The sequence below is a fragment of the Pseudomonas sp. GW821-FHT07G10 genome, assembly GCF_059418545.1.
The window spans coordinates 61,441-80,485 of record NZ_JBWKQB010000029.1 but is presented as its reverse complement, the minus strand read 5'-3'; the positions used below and the strand labels follow the sequence as shown (position 1 = coordinate 80,485).

Annotated in this window: 12 protein-coding genes; 3 read left to right on the top strand and 9 right to left on the bottom strand. The window is 58.7% G+C overall.

The window, feature by feature from the left end; all coding sequences use genetic code 11:
* Positions 1-93: 93 nt before the first annotated feature.
* From pgm to AC07O1_RS25055, 5 genes are all read right to left on the bottom strand, one after another.
* A complete protein-coding gene (gene pgm / locus AC07O1_RS25075; RefSeq protein ID WP_494994899.1) occupies positions 94-1,740 on the bottom strand; it encodes a phosphoglucomutase (alpha-D-glucose-1,6-bisphosphate-dependent) in 1,647 nt (548 codons plus the stop codon).
* A 104-nt stretch (positions 1,741-1,844) separates the two neighbouring features.
* Entirely contained in the window at positions 1,845-3,245 is a 1,401-nt protein-coding gene (locus AC07O1_RS25070; RefSeq protein ID WP_495090517.1) for an aminotransferase-like domain-containing protein, read from the bottom strand.
* Positions 3,246-3,355: 110 nt separating this feature from the next.
* A complete protein-coding gene (locus AC07O1_RS25065; protein ID WP_495090516.1) occupies positions 3,356-4,816 on the bottom strand; it encodes a hypothetical protein in 1,461 nt (486 codons plus the stop codon).
* A 104-nt stretch (positions 4,817-4,920) separates the two neighbouring features.
* A complete protein-coding gene (locus tag AC07O1_RS25060; protein WP_495090515.1) occupies positions 4,921-5,130 on the bottom strand; it encodes a hypothetical protein in 210 nt (69 codons plus the stop codon).
* Positions 5,131-5,463: 333 nt separating this feature from the next.
* Positions 5,464-6,486: a zinc-dependent alcohol dehydrogenase family protein gene (locus AC07O1_RS25055; protein WP_494994896.1), complete on the bottom strand. Its 1,023-nt coding sequence runs from the start codon at positions 6,484-6,486 to the stop codon at positions 5,464-5,466.
* Positions 6,487-6,754: 268 nt separating this feature from the next.
* Between AC07O1_RS25055 and AC07O1_RS25050 the strand changes: the two genes are divergently transcribed.
* Both AC07O1_RS25050 and AC07O1_RS25045 read left to right on the top strand, forming a co-directional pair.
* Positions 6,755-7,669 carry a LysR family transcriptional regulator gene (locus tag AC07O1_RS25050; RefSeq protein WP_495090514.1) on the top strand — a complete coding sequence of 305 codons (915 nt, stop codon included), beginning with the start codon at positions 6,755-6,757 and terminating at the stop codon, positions 7,667-7,669.
* A 208-nt stretch (positions 7,670-7,877) separates the two neighbouring features.
* Positions 7,878-9,422 (top strand): Fic family protein, encoded by a 1,545-nt coding sequence (locus tag AC07O1_RS25045; protein ID WP_495090513.1) that lies wholly within the window; start codon positions 7,878-7,880, stop codon positions 9,420-9,422.
* Between the two features lie 389 nt (positions 9,423-9,811).
* Here the strand turns inward: AC07O1_RS25045 and AC07O1_RS25040 are convergent, their stop codons facing one another.
* The 4 genes from AC07O1_RS25040 to AC07O1_RS25025 form a co-directional block, all read right to left on the bottom strand.
* On the bottom strand, positions 9,812-12,937 hold the full coding sequence (locus AC07O1_RS25040; RefSeq protein ID WP_495090512.1) for a multidrug efflux RND transporter permease subunit: 3,126 nt from the start codon (positions 12,935-12,937) through the stop codon (positions 9,812-9,814).
* A gap of 44 nt (positions 12,938-12,981) precedes the next feature.
* Positions 12,982-14,136 (bottom strand): efflux RND transporter periplasmic adaptor subunit, encoded by a 1,155-nt coding sequence (locus AC07O1_RS25035; protein ID WP_495090511.1) that lies wholly within the window; start codon positions 14,134-14,136, stop codon positions 12,982-12,984.
* Positions 14,137-14,206: 70 nt separating this feature from the next.
* Complete coding sequence (locus tag AC07O1_RS25030) at positions 14,207-15,628, bottom strand: diaminobutyrate--2-oxoglutarate transaminase (protein WP_495090510.1); 1,422 nt, start codon at positions 15,626-15,628, stop codon at positions 14,207-14,209.
* Between the two features lie 117 nt (positions 15,629-15,745).
* Positions 15,746-17,806, bottom strand: a complete 2,061-nt coding sequence (locus AC07O1_RS25025) for a TonB-dependent receptor (RefSeq protein WP_495090509.1) — start codon at positions 17,804-17,806, stop codon at positions 15,746-15,748.
* 257 nt (positions 17,807-18,063) lie between these two features.
* On the opposite strand from AC07O1_RS25025, the gene AC07O1_RS25020 reads away from it, so the two are divergent.
* Positions 18,064-19,041, top strand: a complete 978-nt coding sequence (locus tag AC07O1_RS25020; RefSeq protein ID WP_495090508.1) for a TauD/TfdA family dioxygenase — start codon at positions 18,064-18,066, stop codon at positions 19,039-19,041.
* Positions 19,042-19,045: the final 4 nt, after the last annotated feature.

Below are 19,045 nucleotides of genomic sequence, written 5' to 3'. Positions count from 1 at the left end.
CCTGGACGCTCCGCGTCCATGTGACGCAGAGCGTCACCGGGATGCGTTACCACGCAGGAGCGTGGGAACGATCAAACGCCACAGGGCCATCAGTCATTTCGCAGAAATTGCTCCATCCACCAATGTCTGAGCTTCTGCCACCAGTTGCTTGAGATGCTCATCACCGATGAAGCTTTCAGCGTAGATCTTGTAGATGTCTTCGGTGCCCGAAGGGCGTGCCGCGAACCAGCCGTTCTCGGTCATGACTTTCAAACCACCGATGGCCTGATCGTTGCCCGGTGCATGGCTGAGAATGCTTTGAATCGCCTCCCCGGCCAACTGCGTGGACTTGACCTGCTCCGGTGACAGTTTGCTGAGCAAGGCTTTCTGCTCGGGATTGGCCTTGGCGTCGACGCGCACCGAGAAGGGCTCACCCAGCTCATCGGTCAGCGCCCGATAGATCTGGCTTGGGTCGCGGCCGGTACGAGCAGTCATTTCCGCCGCCAACAGCGCTGGAATCAAGCCGTCCTTGTCGGTGCTCCAGACGCCGCCGTCCTTGCGCAGGAACGAGGCACCGGCGCTTTCTTCACCGCCGAAGCCCAGAGAGCCGTCGAACAAGCCGTCAGCGAACCATTTGAAACCCACCGGTACTTCATACAGACGGCGCCCCAGTCGTCTGGCGACCCGATCGATCAAGCCGCTGCTGACCACGGTCTTGCCCACGGCCGCATCGGCACGCCATTGCGGACGGTTCTGGAACAGGTAATCGATGGACACCGCCAGATAGTTGTTCGGCGCCAGCAAGCCGCCGGATGGCGTGACGATACCGTGACGGTCATGGTCCGGGTCACAGGCGAACGCAACGTCGAAGCGCTCTTTAAGGCCGATCAAGCCTTGCATGGCGTAGCTGGAAGACGGGTCCATGCGGATCTGACCGTCCCAGTCCACCGACATGAAGCGGAACGTAGGATCGACCTGGGTGTTGACCACATCCAGATCCAGACGGTAGTGCTCGGCAATCGCTGACCAGTAGCGCACCCCTGCTCCGCCCAACGGGTCGACGCCCAGACGCAGCCTGGCGCCACGAATGGCGTCCATGTCGATCACATTGATCAGATCGGCAACGTAGGTGTTGAGGTAGTCGTGACGATGGGTGGTGCTTGCCTTCAGTGCCTGCTCGTAGCTGATGCGTTTCACGCCAGCGAGCTTGTTGGCCAGCAGTTCGTTGGCCTTGGCTTCGATCCACTTGGTGATGTGGGTATCGGCCGGGCCGCCATTGGTTGGGTTGTATTTGTAGCCCCCGCTTTGTGGCGGGTTATGTGATGGGGTGATGACGATGCCGTCTGCCAGTCCAGAGGTGCGACCACGGTTGTAGCAAAGAATGGCGTGGGAGACCGCTGGCGTCGGGGTGTATTCGTCGCCTTCGGCGATCATCACGGTGACGCCGTTCGCCGCGAGCACTTCCAGCGCGCTGGCACCGGCCGGAGTCGACAGCGCATGGGTGTCGATGCCGACAAACAGCGGACCATCAACACCCTGAGCCTCGCGATACAGGCAGATGGCCTGGCTGATGGCCAGGACATGCCATTCATTGAAGCTCAGCTCGAAGGAGCTGCCGCGGTGTCCCGAAGTGCCAAAAGCCACACGTTGAGTAGCAACTGCTGCATCAGGTTGGCCGGTGTAATAGGCCGTTACCAGTCGCGGGATATCGACCAACAGTTCTGCCGGTGCCGGTTTGCCCGCAAAAGGACTGATTGTCATGCATAACCTCTGGAAAGGATGGTTCAGGGATAGAGGCGCAGTTTACTGGCAGTTTGAGCGCTTTGCGACGTTATCTATCGCCTTGAAATGCTTGTTGGCGCCACTCACTCAAGCAACTCAAGCCTCAAGGCATCCGCCAGATAACCCAGCGCGGCATCCAGATCATGATGACCGTTGAAGGTATGACTCAATCTCAGGCTCTGGGAATGAAGCCCGTGAATGCTGAACAGTTCGCCAGGGGCAACGACGATCCGCTGCTTGAGCAGGCGCTGGAACACTTGACGTAGATCCACCGGCCTTAAAGAGCGCACCCAGACAGTGGCGCCACCAGCGGGCACGATGAATTGAAGTGAGTCGGCCAGGCGCTCCTGCAGCCGTTGCATCATGTACCACATACGCTCTTCCAGCATCCGGCGCAGCACCTGTAGATGCTGGTCGAGGCGACCATTGCTGTATAACCGGGCGATGGCTTTCTGGCGAATGGGCGACAAACGGAAAGACCGCAAGAGAAAATGCCGATGCAGTTCGACACTCAAATGGCGTGAAAGCAAATACCCGTAGGGCGCTTCCGGACCAATGATCTTCTCGAATGTAGAAAACACTATCAACCGGTCAGTGCTGACCAGGTCACGAAAGCGCCATCCGGTTTGTTCAAAAGCCAGCTCACCGTAGATGTCGTTCTCCAGCACCCAACAACCGTACTGCTCCAGCACCTGCGCCACATGTCGCCTGTCGCTCGCCGGCATCAGGCTGCCCATTGGCATACTGATGCCGGAGGACACCATCACTAGACGTACCACTTCGGTCCTCAGTAGATGTGTGAGCGAATCAAGGTCCAGGCAGCCAGTGTCTTGCAGTGGCAACTCGATCACCCGCACACCGGCCGTCTGCAGCAAACGCAAGATTCCCCAGTCACAGGGTGATTCCACCAGCACCGTAGCGCCCTTGAGCCCAAACACTGCGATGAGGATTTCCAACACCCCGCGCAGGTCCGCGCCGATGTAGACATCATCGGCATGCCAGCAACGCACCGGGGACGAGGTGTAGCGGGCGGCCAGCGCGGTGCGCAACTCCAGCTCGCCACATGGCTGTGACAGCGACTGAAGCTGACGCGGATACTGGCGCACCAACTCTCGCTCCATCAGCAATAAAGGGTTATCCAGAGACAGCAACAGCGCTGGCTCGTCGCCGCTCAACACCAGCATGTCCGGGCGTCTGGCACTGACGTAGACCGTTTCAAGCAAATCATTGCCAATGCTCAAGCAACTGCTGAAAGATACCGGCCGTGCATAGTAGCCAGACTTGGCGATCGAATAGACCCGCCCCTCCTTCTCCAGCAGTGAATAGGCATATTGAATCGTCGAGATGGAGACATTCAGCCGGTCCGCCAGCTGTCGCAGCGAAGGCAATTTGACGCGGACGTCGGTGCCCGCCTCACCGATCAGGCTGGTCAGATAACGGTACACCGCCTGATAAGCGAAATCGGTTTTTTCGACGCCTTTCACAAGAGATGACACGGCCTGCGTGACGGTACCAGGCATCTGCAGGCGCTTTTGGATGTCCGGCAAGTGCGAACGTGGAAACACATTATTTGACCCTATCAACTCAACCCCCTTCAACGTCCCGCTGACTCTTCGGTCGTCACATCACCACTGTCGGAGATGAGGAGTCCTTCCTGGCCTTGATCAGGCTCACCAACGTCGGCCTGACACATGCCGTAGAGCTTGCCAAGCAAGCCGACGGGCAAACCGCTGACATCGACCATCCATTGCATGACCTGCTCCGGCGCCCACTGCATCTGCAGCGCCTTATGTACCTCAGGCATAGCCACGAGCATGCCCGGATGACAACGACGCAGGAAGTTCTCAAGACCTTCCCCGCCGTTGACAAAGGGCGCGAACAGCAGACAAACCAGTTGCACCTCATTCAGGCCCAGCGTTTGTCGGGCATAGGCGTTTGCCTGGGCGCGACGCTCCTCAATCCTTTGCGCACTGGCGTAGGCGCAAAGCACTTGCTCTACCAGGCTTTCGGGCAGGTCCTTATTACGCATCTGGAGCGAAGCCAGTCTCAAGTATTCGGCAACCCCCTCTGCATAACTCAGGCCACGCACAAACTGAGCCTGCAAGCCTCGCATATGAGCCAACAGCAACAGACTGGCGTATTCGCTTTCGCCGACGTGAGAGGTGAACAGATCGAACTGAAAGCCGAGAAACTCGCTGAGCAACCGCGAACGCTCCTCCTGCTTACCACCAACCAATTCATGCAGGCTAATGTGTGACACCCGCCGGCGCGCCTCATAAGCCACCGCCTGCTGCACGTATTGCTGGTCATTGTCTGCGCATAGCACGCGATAATAGTCCTGCCCAAACGGCTCGAGCGTCCCCAACAGATCATCGAAATCGGGTGCACTGGTGCACTCGGCCGATAACCCGATTTTCTTCGCGGCACTCATGAAACAACTCAGATACTGTCTTTGCTCGAAGGGAGAGTCACCATTGATCAACGTATCGACACCACCGTCCCAGCGAGCCATCACCCCGTAGAAATCACCCATTGATAAATGATAGTCATCGCCAAACGTCGAGCTCCCTTCGCCCTGCGAAAGGTGACCACTGATCAACAGGTTTCGGCAATTGAGTTCACGACCTGTTTCGGAGATTGGCGCCAGATGATTAAAAGGCAGGACATTGCGCGCATCGAGCATCAACGCCTCAACCCGTGGATCGTCATAAACGAACAACGCGCCGTAGCTGCGGTGGATATTGGCCAATGTCTGCGGGCTCATCCAGGCATGGCGCAGGGTAGCGACCCGCAAGTTGAAAGTTGCCGGGGCTCTGCCGGCGAGACTCAGCTGAGCGGCGCGCAGAAAACCCAAGGTGTAGCTGCTGTCCCAGGAACCCGAATGGACCATCAGCACCTTGTGTTTACCGATACGCTCCATTCCGCCGGCAGAAACGACGAGACGCTGGATGAAAAGTTGCAATGCCGTCCGTTCTGCGCGGGAGAAATAGCCCAGTAAGCGATGCAGTACTTGCTGATAAACATAGCTCATTGCCTGATCGTGAATTGCACTCATCGTCGTTACACCTGAAATGTATAATCGGTGTCAAGCAGGCCATTGCCAGCTCTGCTTCACCTTCAGTTACCAAACATTAACATCGCGATGAAATATCAGGACTGTCAAAAGGCAAATGAAAGCAAGTTGGGAAACTTCCTACGACCTCCTACAAACAATGAGCACACAAAACAAAGAAGATGCACGCAGGCACTATTGGTCGCAACTAATTCAGCGCGCCTTGCTTCTTGCAAGTGACGCACAAAACCACGCACAGCGGGGGGCTTGCGGGGAATTTCGACACAAAAACAAAGCGACCCTTTAACTTCAAGCATGACTCATTCCTTGAGACGAAAGTGATCATCCAATTATCAAGGCTTATACAATGATTGGAAGATACAGATTCGTACAAAAAACCAGTTCAGTTGCCAAACCTTTAGAACACGGGATGTGTGGCATCATTTAAGTTAAACGGCGCAGGCAGCGAATTATTTACGGGTATCGGCCTGAGCTGGCACGCGAGAACGGAGAATGCTCAATTAAAATAACTGGACAGGTGAGAACAAACAGGCGGGAGAGTAAAAGTTTCAGCGTGCTTTAGAGAGTACGGGGCCATTCGTTTTGGCGAAAACGTCAGAGCCCGCTGCAACGGACTCTGACGAAGGCAATCAGGCCGGCTCGACCTGAAGGGCAACCCGCACGCGGCATGGGCATTCGTCCATGTAACGATGGGCCTGGACAAACTCATTGAACGGGAAGACCCGAGTCTTGAGTGGCAGCAAAACACGATCCGCAGTCAGTTGATTGATGTCGCGCAATGCTCGTTGCAATGCCACCTGGTCCTGAATGATGCCCAGCTCCGGTTTGCCGGTGAAGTTGCCGATGCAATGCACAAAGAACTGAATGTTCTTCTGGAACGCCGCGCAGGCCGGGAACGGTGTCTGGTTGCCGCCTTGCAGGCCATACAACACCAGGCTGCCGCGAGGCGCCAGCACATCACCGAGCAACGACATCTGCGGTCCGCCGAGGCCGTCGAATACAACATCGACGCCACGACTGTCGGTGTACTTGTTGATCTGCATCAGCAGATCCTGCTCTTCGGTAACGATTACCTTCTCGGCACCGAGCGACAGCAAATAATCACGTTCATCAGCCGTCTTGGTCGCGGCAATGACCCGCACCCCCAACGCTTTACCCAGCTGCACAAAGGATGGCCCGGCACAGTGGCTGGCATCGGTCACCAGGGCAAATTGACCCGGTTTGACCCGTGCCAGATCGACGTAGGCAAAGTAGGCTACCAGCAGTGGCGTGTAATGCACGCTGGCTTCAATCGGGCTCAGTACGTCGGGGTAACGGGTCAACGCCGAACGAGGCAGAACGATCTGCTCACCGTAGACCGGATAATCGTTCGGGCTTTGCGCCGGGAAGCTGGCGACCTTGTCACCCACCGCCAGATCATCGACACCCTCGCCGACAGCCGTCACCACGCCGGCCATTTCATGGCCAAGGCCCGAAGGCAGTCGAGCGTGGGACGACGCCAGATTCTGACGCCAGAGCACGTCGTACCAACTGATGCCAATTGCCTCGACACGCACCTGCACTTCGCCCGGTGCAGGCATCGCTGCCGCATGCTCTTCGCATTTGAGCACCTCGGCTGGACCAAACTTGTGAAAACGGATCGTGCGGGACATCGCAAACCTCGTCAAAGTAACCTCTAATGCCCTGAACTCTATCTGGGCTTTCTGACCAAGACCATCAGTGGCTATTAATAGTCGACATGCCTGTCATTGATTCCGCAGCTCCGGCAACGACGTCAAAATCCGTAGAAAACCGAACCAGCATCGTGGGAAATCTGAATTATCCGGTGCAGAGTACCAGTCTTTCCCCGTAAGATTCATGCTGGTCATTGTTCTCATATGACTGTTCCCGTCAAGTTTGCTGACTCTGCCAGGACCCCAGATGAATCGTAATGACCTGCGTCGTGTCGACCTGAACCTGTTGATTGTGTTCGAAACATTGATGCATGAGCGCAGCGTGACCCGGGCTGCGGAAAAACTGTTCCTCGGCCAACCGGCCATCAGTGCAGCGTTATCACGCCTGCGCGGGCTGTTCGATGACCCGCTGTTCGTGCGCACCGGACGCAGCATGGAACCTTCAGCACGGGCGGTGGAAATCTTCGCCCTGCTCTCTCCGGCCCTGGATTCGATTTCCACTGCTGTGAGCCGCGCCTCCGAGTTTGACCCGGCGACCAGCAACGCAGTGTTCCGTATTGGCCTGTCGGATGACGTCGAATTCGCCTTGCTGCCGATGCTGCTCAAACGCGTGCGCGCTGAAGCGCCAGGCATCGTGTTGGTGGTGCGGCGGGTCAACTACATATTAATGCCGGGGCTGTTGGCGTCCGGCGAGATTTCGATTGGCGTCAGTTACACCACTGATTTGCCGGCCAATGCCAAACGCAAGGTCTTGCGCCGCAGCATGCCGAAACTGCTGCGCGCGGACAGTATGCCCGGAGCCCTGAGCCTGGATGACTTCTGCGCCCGCCCCCATGCACTGGTGTCATTTGCCGGTGACCTGAGCGGATTTATCGATGAAGAGCTGGAGACCCTCGGCCGCAAGCGCCACGTGGTGCTCGCCGTTCCACAGTTCAACGGCCTGGGCACGCTGCTGGCGGGCACCGACATCGTCGCCATGGTGCCGGACTATACAGCCGATGCCCTGACCGCCGCTGGCGGTGTACGCGCCGAAGAACCGCCGCTGCCGGTGCGCAGTTTCGAACTGCACATGGCCTGGCGCGGCTCTCAGGACAACGACCCGGGCGAACGCTGGTTGCGCTCGCGGATTCAGATGTTCTTTGGGGATCCTGAGAGTCTTTGACTTTGACGACTTTACGCGGCCAGGCAAGCTTCGTCCTATATGCTTTCTCCTACAAGGCACTCCAGGCTATTATCGTTTTCGGAAAAAACCGTTGTTTTGTTATCATTTTCAAGTGATCGTTAGCGTTTTCGCGCCCCTCTGAATTATCATTTTCGCGTACTATCCCCTTCCGGTTATCATTTTTAAGCTCGCGTTAGGGGTTTCGACAATGAAGGTAGGTTTCAAGGCACTCGCCGATCGCTACGGTATCGCGCTTGCACAACCCCTACGTGTCGAATCGGTGATCGGTACGACACGGATGAGCCGCGAGAGCAACGGACATGTCGAGAACAAGTATCCCGCCAGCTACCAGCCGGTGGACAATTTCGCAGGGCATTTCGAGTTTGGGCTCAAGTACGAAGAAGTTCACCTCGAGTTTTTCGCCCGTCTGTTTGCGGCTGTTGGCCCAGAGCCCATCGAAGCCTGGTGCCGGCAAGCGCCCTTTGGGCAATATGCCCGCCGCACCGGATTCCTGTACGAGTGGCTAACCGGACAGCATCTGGATGTGCCAGATGTGACCAATAGCGGCTATGTCGATGCCGTTTCGTCGCAGCAGTACCTGACCCGCGTTGAGCCACTGCGGATACGGCGCTGGCGCATCAACGATAATCTGCCCGGCGTGCCGGAGTTCTGCCCCCTGGTCCGCCGTACCGATACCGTACAGCAAGCGCTGCAATTTGACATGGATGCAGCACTGCGCGAGCTGAACCAAACCTTTGGCGCCGACATCCTGATGCGCACGGCCAGTTGGCTGACGCTCAAGGAGTCGCGTGCGAGCTTTCTGATCGAGAAAGAGGCAGACCAAGCCGACAGGATCCAGCGGTTTGCCCACGTGATCGCCAAGTACTGTGGCCATATCAAGGATCCGTTGAGCAACGATAGCCTACACACGTTGCAAGCCGGTATTTTGGGTCATGAGGCCTTCGGACTGGGTCTGCGGTACTCGCCGGTCTTCGTAGGACAGGCGACCATGCACGAGGATATCGTGCACTACATTGCGCCGCAATTTGAGGTGCTAGCGCAACTGCTCGATGGCCTGAAAGCATTCGAGCTGGCAACACGGGGCGCCGAGCCGCTGGCTCGAGCTGCGGCCATCGCCTTCGCCTTTGTGTATATCCACCCCATGCGGGACGGCAATGGTCGGATCCATCGCTTCCTGATCAACGACACCCTGATCCGCGATAAGGCGGTGCCTGATGGCGTGATCCTGCCGGTGTCGGCCACAATCACGAGCTCGATCGATTTTCGGGCGCGCTACGATCGTACGCTGGAGGTGTTTTCGCGGCCATTCATGCAACGTTACGCAGCGTCCTATCGGTTTGGCGAACTCGTCGTCTACGAGGATGGCACCCCGAGCAACCTGGTCTTCGATGACTACGACGACGCGCAATTCGCATGGCGCTATCCCGATCTGACTGAACACGTCCTGTACACGGCACAGGTCGTGGCGCATACGGTCCGTACCGAGATGGCCGATGAGGCCCGTGCGCTGGTCATTTTCCAGCGCGCCCAGGAGCGGCTCAAAGAGGTGGTAGAAATGCCGGATCAGGACGCGAACCGCATCATTCGCTCTCTCAAGGAAAATGGCTGGCAGGTATCTGGCAAATTGAAGAAAGCGTATCCGCAGCTGGACGACGCTCACCGGGCGGAACGTGTTGTGGAAGCCGTGCGCTCCGCATTCGAAGAACGAGAAGTGGGGAGCGGCGAAGAGTGATCTTCAACCTCACATCTCTGTCTTTCACAACGCTTGGCTCCTTGGATCGAAAGCAGATCGAAGGTGACTGGGATAAGCGGCATCCGCTTGATGCGAAACCGCTCACTGTAGGTCCGCTTTGAGTCAAGGATTCCGAACTTGGCAAGCACAGCGTACCGGTCAGTTTCGATTGAAGCATTACACTGAAAGCCACCATGCGCCATACTGGAATTCAGTCACAATCCCCATTCGCGATCGCTCGTGTACCACGTGCGAGTGGGGCAAAGCTGGGGGCATCACAAAGATTTTTCGGCCTGAAACTACCGCTCTGGAGCCCAGTCAAAATGTTCTTTGGCGACCCTGAGAGTCTTTGAAAATTAACCGCCAACCTCTGGCTGGAGACCGCTCGACTATGCCGCGGGTTCGGTGATGACGACACGCTGGCGATTCAACCGCTTTGCCGCGGACAAGACCCAGACAAAGAACACCGGCACCCACAAAACTCCGAGCACGGTCGCCGCCAGCATGCCACCGATGACGCCTGTGCCGATCGCCCGCTGGCTGGCAGCACCCGCACCGGTGGCGATTGCCAGGGGTACCACACCGAGAATAAAGGCCAGAGACGTCATGACGATCGGACGAAAACGCAGACGCGCGGCCTGAGCAGCCGCTTGCGCGAGGCTGGCTCCCTGAGCGTGTAGCGCCTTGGCAAACTCGACGATGAGAATCGCGTTCTTCGCCGCAAGCCCAATGATCGTAATCAACCCCACCTTGAAATAGACGTCATTGGGCATACCCATGACCGTCACCGCGGCCACCGAACCGAGCATGCCGATAGGCACGATCAACAGCACGGCAAAGGGAATGGTCCAGCTTTCATACAGCGCCACCAGCACCAGCAGCACCACAATCAACGACAACCCCACCAGCAGCGGTACCTGATCGCTGGCCTGCTGTTCCTGAAGTGACAGCCCGGCCCATTCGAGGCTGAAACCGGCCGGCAGCTGACGGGCGATTTTCTGCAGTTCTTCCATGGCTTGACCGGTGCTGTAACCCGGCGCGGCATCACCGGAAAAACGTAGCGACGCCGAGCCGTTATAGCGAGCGATCTGCAGTGGCCCGACCTGCCACTCGAAACGGCTGAAGGCGTCCAGTGGCACCAATCGGTTCTGCCGGTTGGGCACTTGCAGGCGCAGCAGCGCTTCAGGCGTCTGGCGGCTGATGCCGTCCGCCTGAACGATTACCCGCTGCATCCGCCCCTGATTGGCAAACTCATTGATTTGTTCCGAGCCCAGCGCCGATGACAACGCTGAACTGATCACATCAAAACTCACACCGAGGGCTTCGGCCTTCTCACGGTCGATGCTGACATTGATTTGCGGCGCATCAGCCAGGCCATCCTCCATCAGGTAGTCAATCACCGGCGATGCCTTGGCCGCCTCCAGCAATTGGGTTCGAGCGTTCAATAGCGCTTCGTGCCCCTGCCCCGCCAGATCCTGCAACCGTAACTCGAAACCATTTGAGGTGCCGAGGCCTTCCACCGGTGGAGGCACCACGCTGAACAGCGTGCCATCGGCGGCATTTTCAAAGGCCTCATTCGCGCGCCGGGCCACCGCATCGCTGGCCTGCCCGTTTCCACGAACCGACCAGTCCTTGAAGCTGACAAACGATAATGCAGCGTTGGCCCCGACCCCGGAGAAACTGAACCCCATGATCGCCAGCACCTGGTCCGTGGCAGGTTGCGCCAGGGCATAGTGCTCCCACGCTTGCACCGTCACGTCGGTGCGCGAGGCTGAAGCCGCGGGTGGCAGCTGGATATCCGTGATGATGTAGCCCTGATCCTCGGACGGCATGAATGAGGACGGCAATCGGTGATAGGCGAATGCGAGTACCAATAGCAACATCAGGTACAGGCACATGCTGCGGGTGCTGCGCCGGACCCAACTCGAACTGAGCCGTTCGTAACGCTGGGCCAAGCCATCGAAGCGTCGATTGAAGGCATTCGCCCAGCGGTTGGGGCGGGCCTGATGCGTCGGGTCGAAGGGTTTGAGCAACGTGGCACACAGGGCCGGCGTCAGGGTCAGTGCGAGGAACCCGGAAAACAGAATCGACACCGACAGCGCCATGGAAAACTGCTGGTAGATCACCCCCACCGAACCGCCCATGAACGCCAACGGCAGAAACACCGCCGCAAGCACCAGAGTAATGCCGACAATCGCCCCACTGATCTGCTGCATCGCCTTGCGGGTCGCGTCTTTGGGCGACAGCCGCTCTTGAGTGATCAAGCGCTCGACGTTTTCCACTACAACGATGGCGTCGTCCACCAGAATACCGATGGCCAGCACCATGCCGAACAGGGTCATCATGTTGATCGAAAAACCCAGCGGGGCCATCACCGCGAGTGTCCCCAACAGGCAGACCGGCACCACGATCGCCGGGATCAACGTGTAACGCAGGTTCTGCAAGAACAGCAGCATCACCAGGAACACCAGCACCATGGCTTCGATCAACGTGTAGATGACTTGCTTGATCGCCACGTCGACAAAATACGAGGTGTCATAGGGCACACTCAGGGTCATGTTCCCTGGCAATGTGCTTGACAGTTGGTCGAGCCGCGCTTTGATCGCGGCCGCCGTTTGCAGCGCGTTGGCGCCCGGTGCCAACTGCACCGACATGGCCGCCGCGGGTTTACCGTTGAGGCGAGCGTCGAAGCGGTAGTCCTGACGCCCCAGTTCGACCCGCGCCACGTCGTGGATTCTGACGCTGGAGCCGTCGTCATTGGCCCGCAGCACGATGTTGCCGAACGCCTCCACCGATTCGAGCTGCCCCTGCACCATGACGGTGGCGGTAATGTGCTGGTCGGCAGGCCCCGGACGTTCGCCCATGCTGCCCGCGGGCACTTGCACGTTTTGCGCGGCAATGGCTTTGCTCACGTCAGCCATCGACAGGTTGTAACCGACCAGCCGGGTGGGATCGACCCAGATGCGCATGGCGCGCTCGGCGGTGTACATCTGCACCCGCCCGACCCCGGCCACGCGGCGAATCTCGTTGTTGATGCCCCGCGCGGCGTAATCCGCCAACCCGATAGAATCCTGCTGCCCATCGGTGTAAGACAAGGCGTAGATCATCAGGAAGTTGGCGCGCACCTGTTCCACTTTCAGGCCTTGCTCGATCACGGCCTGAGGCAGCCGCCCAATCACCCGTTGCAAGCGGTTCTGGACATCGATCTGCGCCATGTCGGGATCGGCTCCCGGCTTGAAGGTGATGGTGGTTTCGGCGCTACCGTTGGCGCTATTGGACTCGTAGTACAGCAAGTCTTTCAGCCCGTTGAGTTCCTCCTCGATCAGACTGGTGATGTTCTGATTGATGATCTGCGCCGAAGCGCCGGGGTAGCTGGCGCTGACACTGATTTGCGGTGGGGCCACGTCCGGGTATTGGCTGACCGGCAAGGTGCCCAGTGTCAGCGCTCCCACCAGCGCAATGAACAACGCGATGACCCAGGCGAAATTCGGACGATTAATGAAAAAATCGGGCATCGGTAAAATCCTGGCTAACAGCCGTGGAAGAATGAGTCAGACCGTCAGTTTCGGGCCTGCTGTTCAGCCAGGGTGACGACGGTGACCAGCGTGCCGGCACTCAGTTTATCGGCCCGTTCAATGACCACCTGCTCGCCGGCCGACAACCCTTGAGTGATTTGCCAATCGGAGCCAAGCATCGCACCAGTGCTGATAATGCGCTCGCGCACCACCCCCTTGGCGTCCACCAACATCAAGCGGGCCTGACCGTCAGGGCCCCGCTGTACTGCTTTTTGCGGCACAAATAACGCATGAGGATCGACCCCCGCCGGTGCCACTACACGCACATACATCCCCGGCAGCAGCAGGTTGTCAGGGTTAGGAAACTCGCCGCGCAAGGTGACCTGCCCGGTGCTTCGATCCACGGAGATATCGGAGAACATCAACTTGCCTTGTCGGGTTTGTGCCGGACTGCCGATCTGCACCGTGACGTTGGCCGCGCCCGCGCCGGTGAGGGTCAGGCGACCACTGGCCACGGCTTGCTGCAAGGCCACGACCTGATCGACGGACTGGGTAAAGTCGGCGTAAATCGGGTCCAGTTGCTGAATCCTCGCCATCTGCGTAGCTTCATCCTGGCCGACCAGTGCACCCTCGCTGACCAGGGCACGGCCGATGCGGCCGCTGATCGGCGCACGCACCTGACAGTAACCGAGGTTGAGTCTGGCAGTGGCCACATCAGCCTGAGCGGCCAGGCGATTGGCCTGGGCACTCTTGAGATCGGAGACTGCGTCGTCGAATGCCTGCGGGCTGACAGCGTTGACTTCCACCAGCTGTTTGTAACGCTGGACATGAGCATTGGCGCGATAGACATCCGCCTCGGCTTTGGCCAAGTCGCCTTCGACCCGCATCAAGGCGGCCTTGAGCGGCGCCGGGTCGATGCTGAAGAGCAGTTGGCCCGCCTTGACGTCACTGCCCTCCTGAAAATGACGGGTCAACACAACACCGGCAATTCGCGCGCGCACCTCGGCGATGCGCACCGGTTCGATTCGGCCCGGCAGGTCGGAGGTCATGGCAAACGATCGGGGTTGCACGGTGAGCGTCTTCACCTGAGGCGCTGACGCAGTGTGTTCAGAGGGCTGATCCTGAGCACCGCAGCCGCTTAATCCCAACACCGCCATCAACACCCAAGCGGGTTTCATCGTCGCTAAAGCCTTGCGCATTGTCAGTCCCTGTTCAAAAAAGAGCGGGCTTGCCGGCCCATCTCGGCAAGCCCTGTGCATCGGCAGATCATTAACCCGTGCAGCGCTCATTGATCGAGCTCGCTGCCTGGAACAGGATTTGCGCGACGAAATCGATTTCCTGTTCGGTAATGATCAGCGGCGGCAAGAAGCGCACGGTCGCACCATGGCGTCCGCCCAGCTCGACAATCAGACCGTACTTCAGGCAAGCCTGCTGGAAGGCCTTGGCCCGAACCGCGTCCACTGGCGGATGCCCCTGTACGTCGAGGGCGCCTTGCGGGTCGACGATTTCCATACCGAGCATCAGGCCGCGACCACGTACATCGCCCACCCAGGCGAACTCGCTTTGCAGCATCTGCAACTGCTTGTGCAGATGCGCGCCCGCGGTTTCCGCGTGTGCCACCAAGCCTTCATCGCGGATGAAGCGCAAGGTCGCGGTACCGGCGGCCATTGCCAGTTGGTTGCCACGGAACGTGCCGGCGTGGGCACCCGGCTGCCAGACATCCAGCGAATCGTTGTAGACCATGACCGACAGCGGCAGACCGCCACCGATGGCTTTGGACAAGGTGATGACGTCAGGTGTGATACCGGACTGCTCGAAGCCGAACATCCGGCCGCTGCGGGCGATGCCGCACTGAATCTCGTCGACGATCAGCGGAATGCCGTGAGCCTGGGTCAACCGGCGAAGCTCCTGAAGCCAGCGGTCCGGCGCGGCAATCACCCCGCCCTCGCCCTGGATCGGTTCCAGAATCATTGCCGCCGGTGCAGTAACACCGCTTTCCGGGTCGTTGAGCAAATGCTCGAGGTAACGCACGTTCAAGGTTACGCCCTGATCGCCGGCCACACCGAACGGGCAACGGTAATCGTGGGGGAAAGGCAAGCGTTGCACGCCTGGCATCAAGGCACCGAGGGCATTCTTCGGCGACAGGTTGCCGCTGATCGCCAGCGTCCCCAGGGTCATGCCATGGTAGGCCCCTTCAAACGCCAGGATCGAGTGCCGCCCCGTGGCGGTGCGGGTCAGTTTGAGCGCCGCCTCTACCGCATCGGCACCGCTTGGGCCGCAAAACTGGATGCGTGCATTGCGAGCGAATTCTGTGGGCAGACAGCCAAAAATTTCTTGTACGAAGGCGTCCTTCACCGGGGTCATGAGGTCCAGGGTGTGCATCGGCACACCGGCCGCCATGGTCTGGGTGATGGCTTCGATAATTACCGGGTGGTTGTGGCCCAGCGCCAGGGTGCCGGCACCGGCCAGGCAATCAACGAACACTTGTCCACGACTGTCCTGCACGTAAATGCCATGGGCTCGTTCGAGCACCAGTGGAATGCGCCGAGGGTAACTGCGGGCGTTGGATTCCTGCTGTTGCTGGCGTTCGAGCAGCGGTGTCGGATCTAGGCAGTAAGGACTCGACAAACCAGTATGCAACAGATGTAGCTGTTGCGCGCCACCCGCCGTGACATTCGAAAAAGCATTCATGATTTCCTCCATGGAGGCTGGGTTTGGAAGGGAACGGGGCTGCCTGAAAACGAGCGTCCCAGACAGCGACAACCTTGAAACCGAACGCGGGAAGACAGCCTCCCCGCGCCCATGGGTTTACATGTCGTAACGCAGAACCACACCCACCGTGCGCGGTGCGCCGACGTCGATGATGTCACCGCTGCGGTTGTTGGTGACGTACTCCTTGTTGAAGGCGTTTTTCATGAACCCGGACACTGCAACATTCTGGGTGACTTTGTACTCGGTGTTGAAGTTGGCCAGCCAGTAGTTGTCGCTCTTGCGCACACCGGTGACCTTGCCGCTCGAATCAAACTCGTATTCCGACGGGGTGGTGCTCTGGTAGGTGACGTCGGTGGCGAATGTCAGGCGATCGTCGAAGCGATAGACGCCGCCCACCGACATCTTGTACTTGGGCGAAAAAAGGAACGATTGGCCGCTCCTGTCCCTGCCGTCATCCGCGACGAAGTCCTTGTACTTGCCATCGGTGACGGCGCCACCGACGGTCAGTGTCAGCTGTTCGGTGATGTCTTTTTCAACGAAGACTTCCAGGCCCTTGATGTCACTGCGACCGGCGTTGAAGATGTGAACGAACTGAGTGTCCGGGTCCAGCACACTGACCTGCTGATTTTTCCAGTCGGTGTAGTACAGGTTGGCGCGGGTACGCAGGGTCTTGTCGAAGAACGAGCCGCGGTAGGACAGCTCGTAGTTGGTGGTGTATTCCGGATCGTAGGCCGCGTGACCGCCACCGGCGCGTACGTTGACGCCACCGCCGCGATAGCCTTTCTGCACCATGAAGCCGACGAACTGATCCGTGGCCAGTTCATAGTCGATGCCGACTTTCGGCAGCGCGGCGTTGAACGACTTGCTGACTTTGCCGGCGCTGGAGAAATCATCCTGGTCGATGTCGGTGTCGTTCTGCTCGTGGTCGAAGCGCAGGCCGGTGATCAGGGTCCAGCGCGGGGCGAACGTCCAGTTGATCTCACCGAACAACGCCTGGTTTTCAATGCGCGTGTCACCCTTGGTGGCGCCGGCCAGTTCGTTGTCGAACAACAACTTGTCGTGGAAGTTGTTGGTGGTGTGGCCGTAGTAGGCACCGACGAAACTGCGAACAGTGTCGGACTGGTAGCCCAGGCGCAGCTCCTGACTAAACATGTCACCGTTCTGCTTGCGCAGAATGACGTCATTAACCTCGGCGGTCTGGTCGAAGTCCAGCCGGGCGCTATAGTCGGAGCGCGTGTTGGCGGTCAGGCTGGTCAGGGTCCAGGCGTCGTTCAGGCGGTAGTCCACTTTGGCGCTGAGAGTGTCCTGCTTGAGGTTGTCGAACGCCTGCGTATTGGAGGAAAGCTCGTAAAAACGGACCCGGTCGTTGACCCGCATCACCGAGTTGTCGCCCTGACGGTTTTCACTGTGGGCGTAGGTCAGCAGCACATCAACATCATCGTTGGGCAGAATCAGCAATTTGCCGCGGGCGTTGCTTGTACGGTGCGGGTTCGCATCGTCGTTGTTGGTGACGTTACGGATGTAGCCGTCGCCGTCCTGATAATCCACGGCAATGCGCCCGGCAATCTTGTCGTCGACGATCGAACCGCCACCGGCTACGGCCGCTCCGCGCTCACCATAGTTCCCCACATTGGTTTGCGCCGAGAAGGTCGGCTGGAAGGTTGGATTCCTGGTCTGGATAACCACCGCACCGGCCAGGGAGTTACGGCCTTGCGTGGAGGATTGCGGACCGAGAAACACTTCGACCTGCTCCGCATCCCAGAGCGGGATCGGGCTGAGGGTCAACGCGCGGTTCGGCTGCTGGGCGCCGTCGATGAACACCGATACCGCACCGTTGAGCGTGGCCGGGCCCTGGTCGTCGAAACCGGACACCGGCACACCGCGAATACCCCAGTTTTCGTTACCGGCCTGGTTGTACACACCCGGCGTACGGGCAAACACATCCACCAGATCCTTGTCAGCATGTTCACGCAGCTGTTCGCCAGTAACTACCACGACGCTGGACTGGGTTTGCTCAAGGGTACGGTTGATTTTTTCACCCGTCACCGTGATCGGAGCGATCTCCATTGTGTTCGACTGTTCGGTCGCCCATGCGCTGCTAGCCAGGCACACCGCCGACCCTACAGCCAACGCAATTGTATTCTTTTTGAAATTCACGCCCCGCTCCCATGCAACAGATATTTGTGTTTTTTTCTTACGTCAAGAACGCCGTTTTCCTACAGCCGGCGGCAGTCTAGATCAAAAAAAAACTTAAAGGAATAGCATTGATAATCTCTCTCATTTGTATTTAATATGCCGCCGCATATCAGAACGAATACATTTCAGTCGGACTTTGTCCTGGCAACCTTGCCCCGATTTTCGGGTTTGCCAACGTCATTCCGCCTGACCGAGAAAGATAAAAAGGATGCGCAAGGATGACTTCAATCGAACACCTGAGCGGGCGTTCCGAACCCTTATCCAATGCTCCAATGGATGGCCGCGAGCCAACGTTGCCCGTGCTGGTACTGGCGAAACCGGGACAGTCGATTCATGACCTCGACGCGTCGATCCGCGACACGTTGCCCCATATCCTGACCACCGTTGGCGGGGTGCTGTTTCGAGGCTTCACCGTTGCCACGCCCATCGATTTCAAGCGCTTCGCCGCCAGTTTCGGCGTGCCGCTGGCCAGTTACGAATTCGGTTCCACGCCGCGCAGCAAAGTGTTTGCCGGGGTCTATAGCTCCACCGAATACCCGGCCCATCAATTCATTCCCCTGCACAACGAGCAGGCCTACACCCGGCCATGGCCTTCGTGCATCTGGTTCCACTGCATCAAGGCCAGTGAAAGCGGTGGCGAAACGCCGATTGCCGACAGCCGCCTGATTTACCAGCGCATGCCCGCTGACATCCGTGAACTGTTTGCCGGTCGCGAGCTGCTCTACGTGCGCAACTACAGCGGAGCGCTGGATCTGCCGTGGCAGAAGGTGTTCAACACCGAGGACCGTGCCCAGGTTGAGCGCTATTGCCAGGACAACGACATCGAGTGGGAATGGAAAGCCGACGGCGACCTGCGCACCCGCCAGCGTTGTGCCGCCGTGCTGCAGCATCCCGATACCGGTGAGTGGGTCTGGTTCAATCAGGCACACCTGTTTCACGTGTCGGCCATCGAGCCGGGCGTGCGCGCCAGCCTGCTGGCCGCGGTGGGTGAAGAGAACCTGCCCCGCCACGTTTACTTCGGCGACGGCTCGGCCATTCCCGACGTGGTGCTCGATTCCGTGCGCGAGGTCTATCGCCAGACCGCCATCAGTTTCCCCTGGCGGCCCGGCGACATCCTGATGCTCGACAATCGACTGGTCGCACACGGCCGCAATCCTTACACCGGTGACCGCAAAGTCATCGTTGCCATGGCGTGAATCC

Coding starts and splice junctions, on each gene's coding strand:
- pgm (WP_494994899.1), bottom strand. CDS start 1,740: ATGACAATCAGTCCTTTTGCGGGCAAACCGGCACCGGCAGAACTGTTG.
- AC07O1_RS25065 (WP_495090516.1), bottom strand. CDS start 4,816: ATGAGTGCAATTCACGATCAGGCAATGAGCTATGTTTATCAGCAAGTA.
- AC07O1_RS25060 (WP_495090515.1), bottom strand. CDS start 5,130: ATGCTTGAAGTTAAAGGGTCGCTTTGTTTTTGTGTCGAAATTCCCCGC.
- AC07O1_RS25055 (WP_494994896.1), bottom strand. CDS start 6,486: ATGTCCCGCACGATCCGTTTTCACAAGTTTGGTCCAGCCGAGGTGCTC.
- AC07O1_RS25050 (WP_495090514.1), top strand. CDS start 6,755: ATGAATCGTAATGACCTGCGTCGTGTCGACCTGAACCTGTTGATTGTG.
- AC07O1_RS25045 (WP_495090513.1), top strand. CDS start 7,878: ATGAAGGTAGGTTTCAAGGCACTCGCCGATCGCTACGGTATCGCGCTT.
- AC07O1_RS25040 (WP_495090512.1), bottom strand. CDS start 12,937: ATGCCCGATTTTTTCATTAATCGTCCGAATTTCGCCTGGGTCATCGCG.
- AC07O1_RS25035 (WP_495090511.1), bottom strand. CDS start 14,136: ATGCGCAAGGCTTTAGCGACGATGAAACCCGCTTGGGTGTTGATGGCG.
- AC07O1_RS25030 (WP_495090510.1), bottom strand. CDS start 15,628: ATGAATGCTTTTTCGAATGTCACGGCGGGTGGCGCGCAACAGCTACAT.
- AC07O1_RS25020 (WP_495090508.1), top strand. CDS start 18,064: ATGACTTCAATCGAACACCTGAGCGGGCGTTCCGAACCCTTATCCAAT.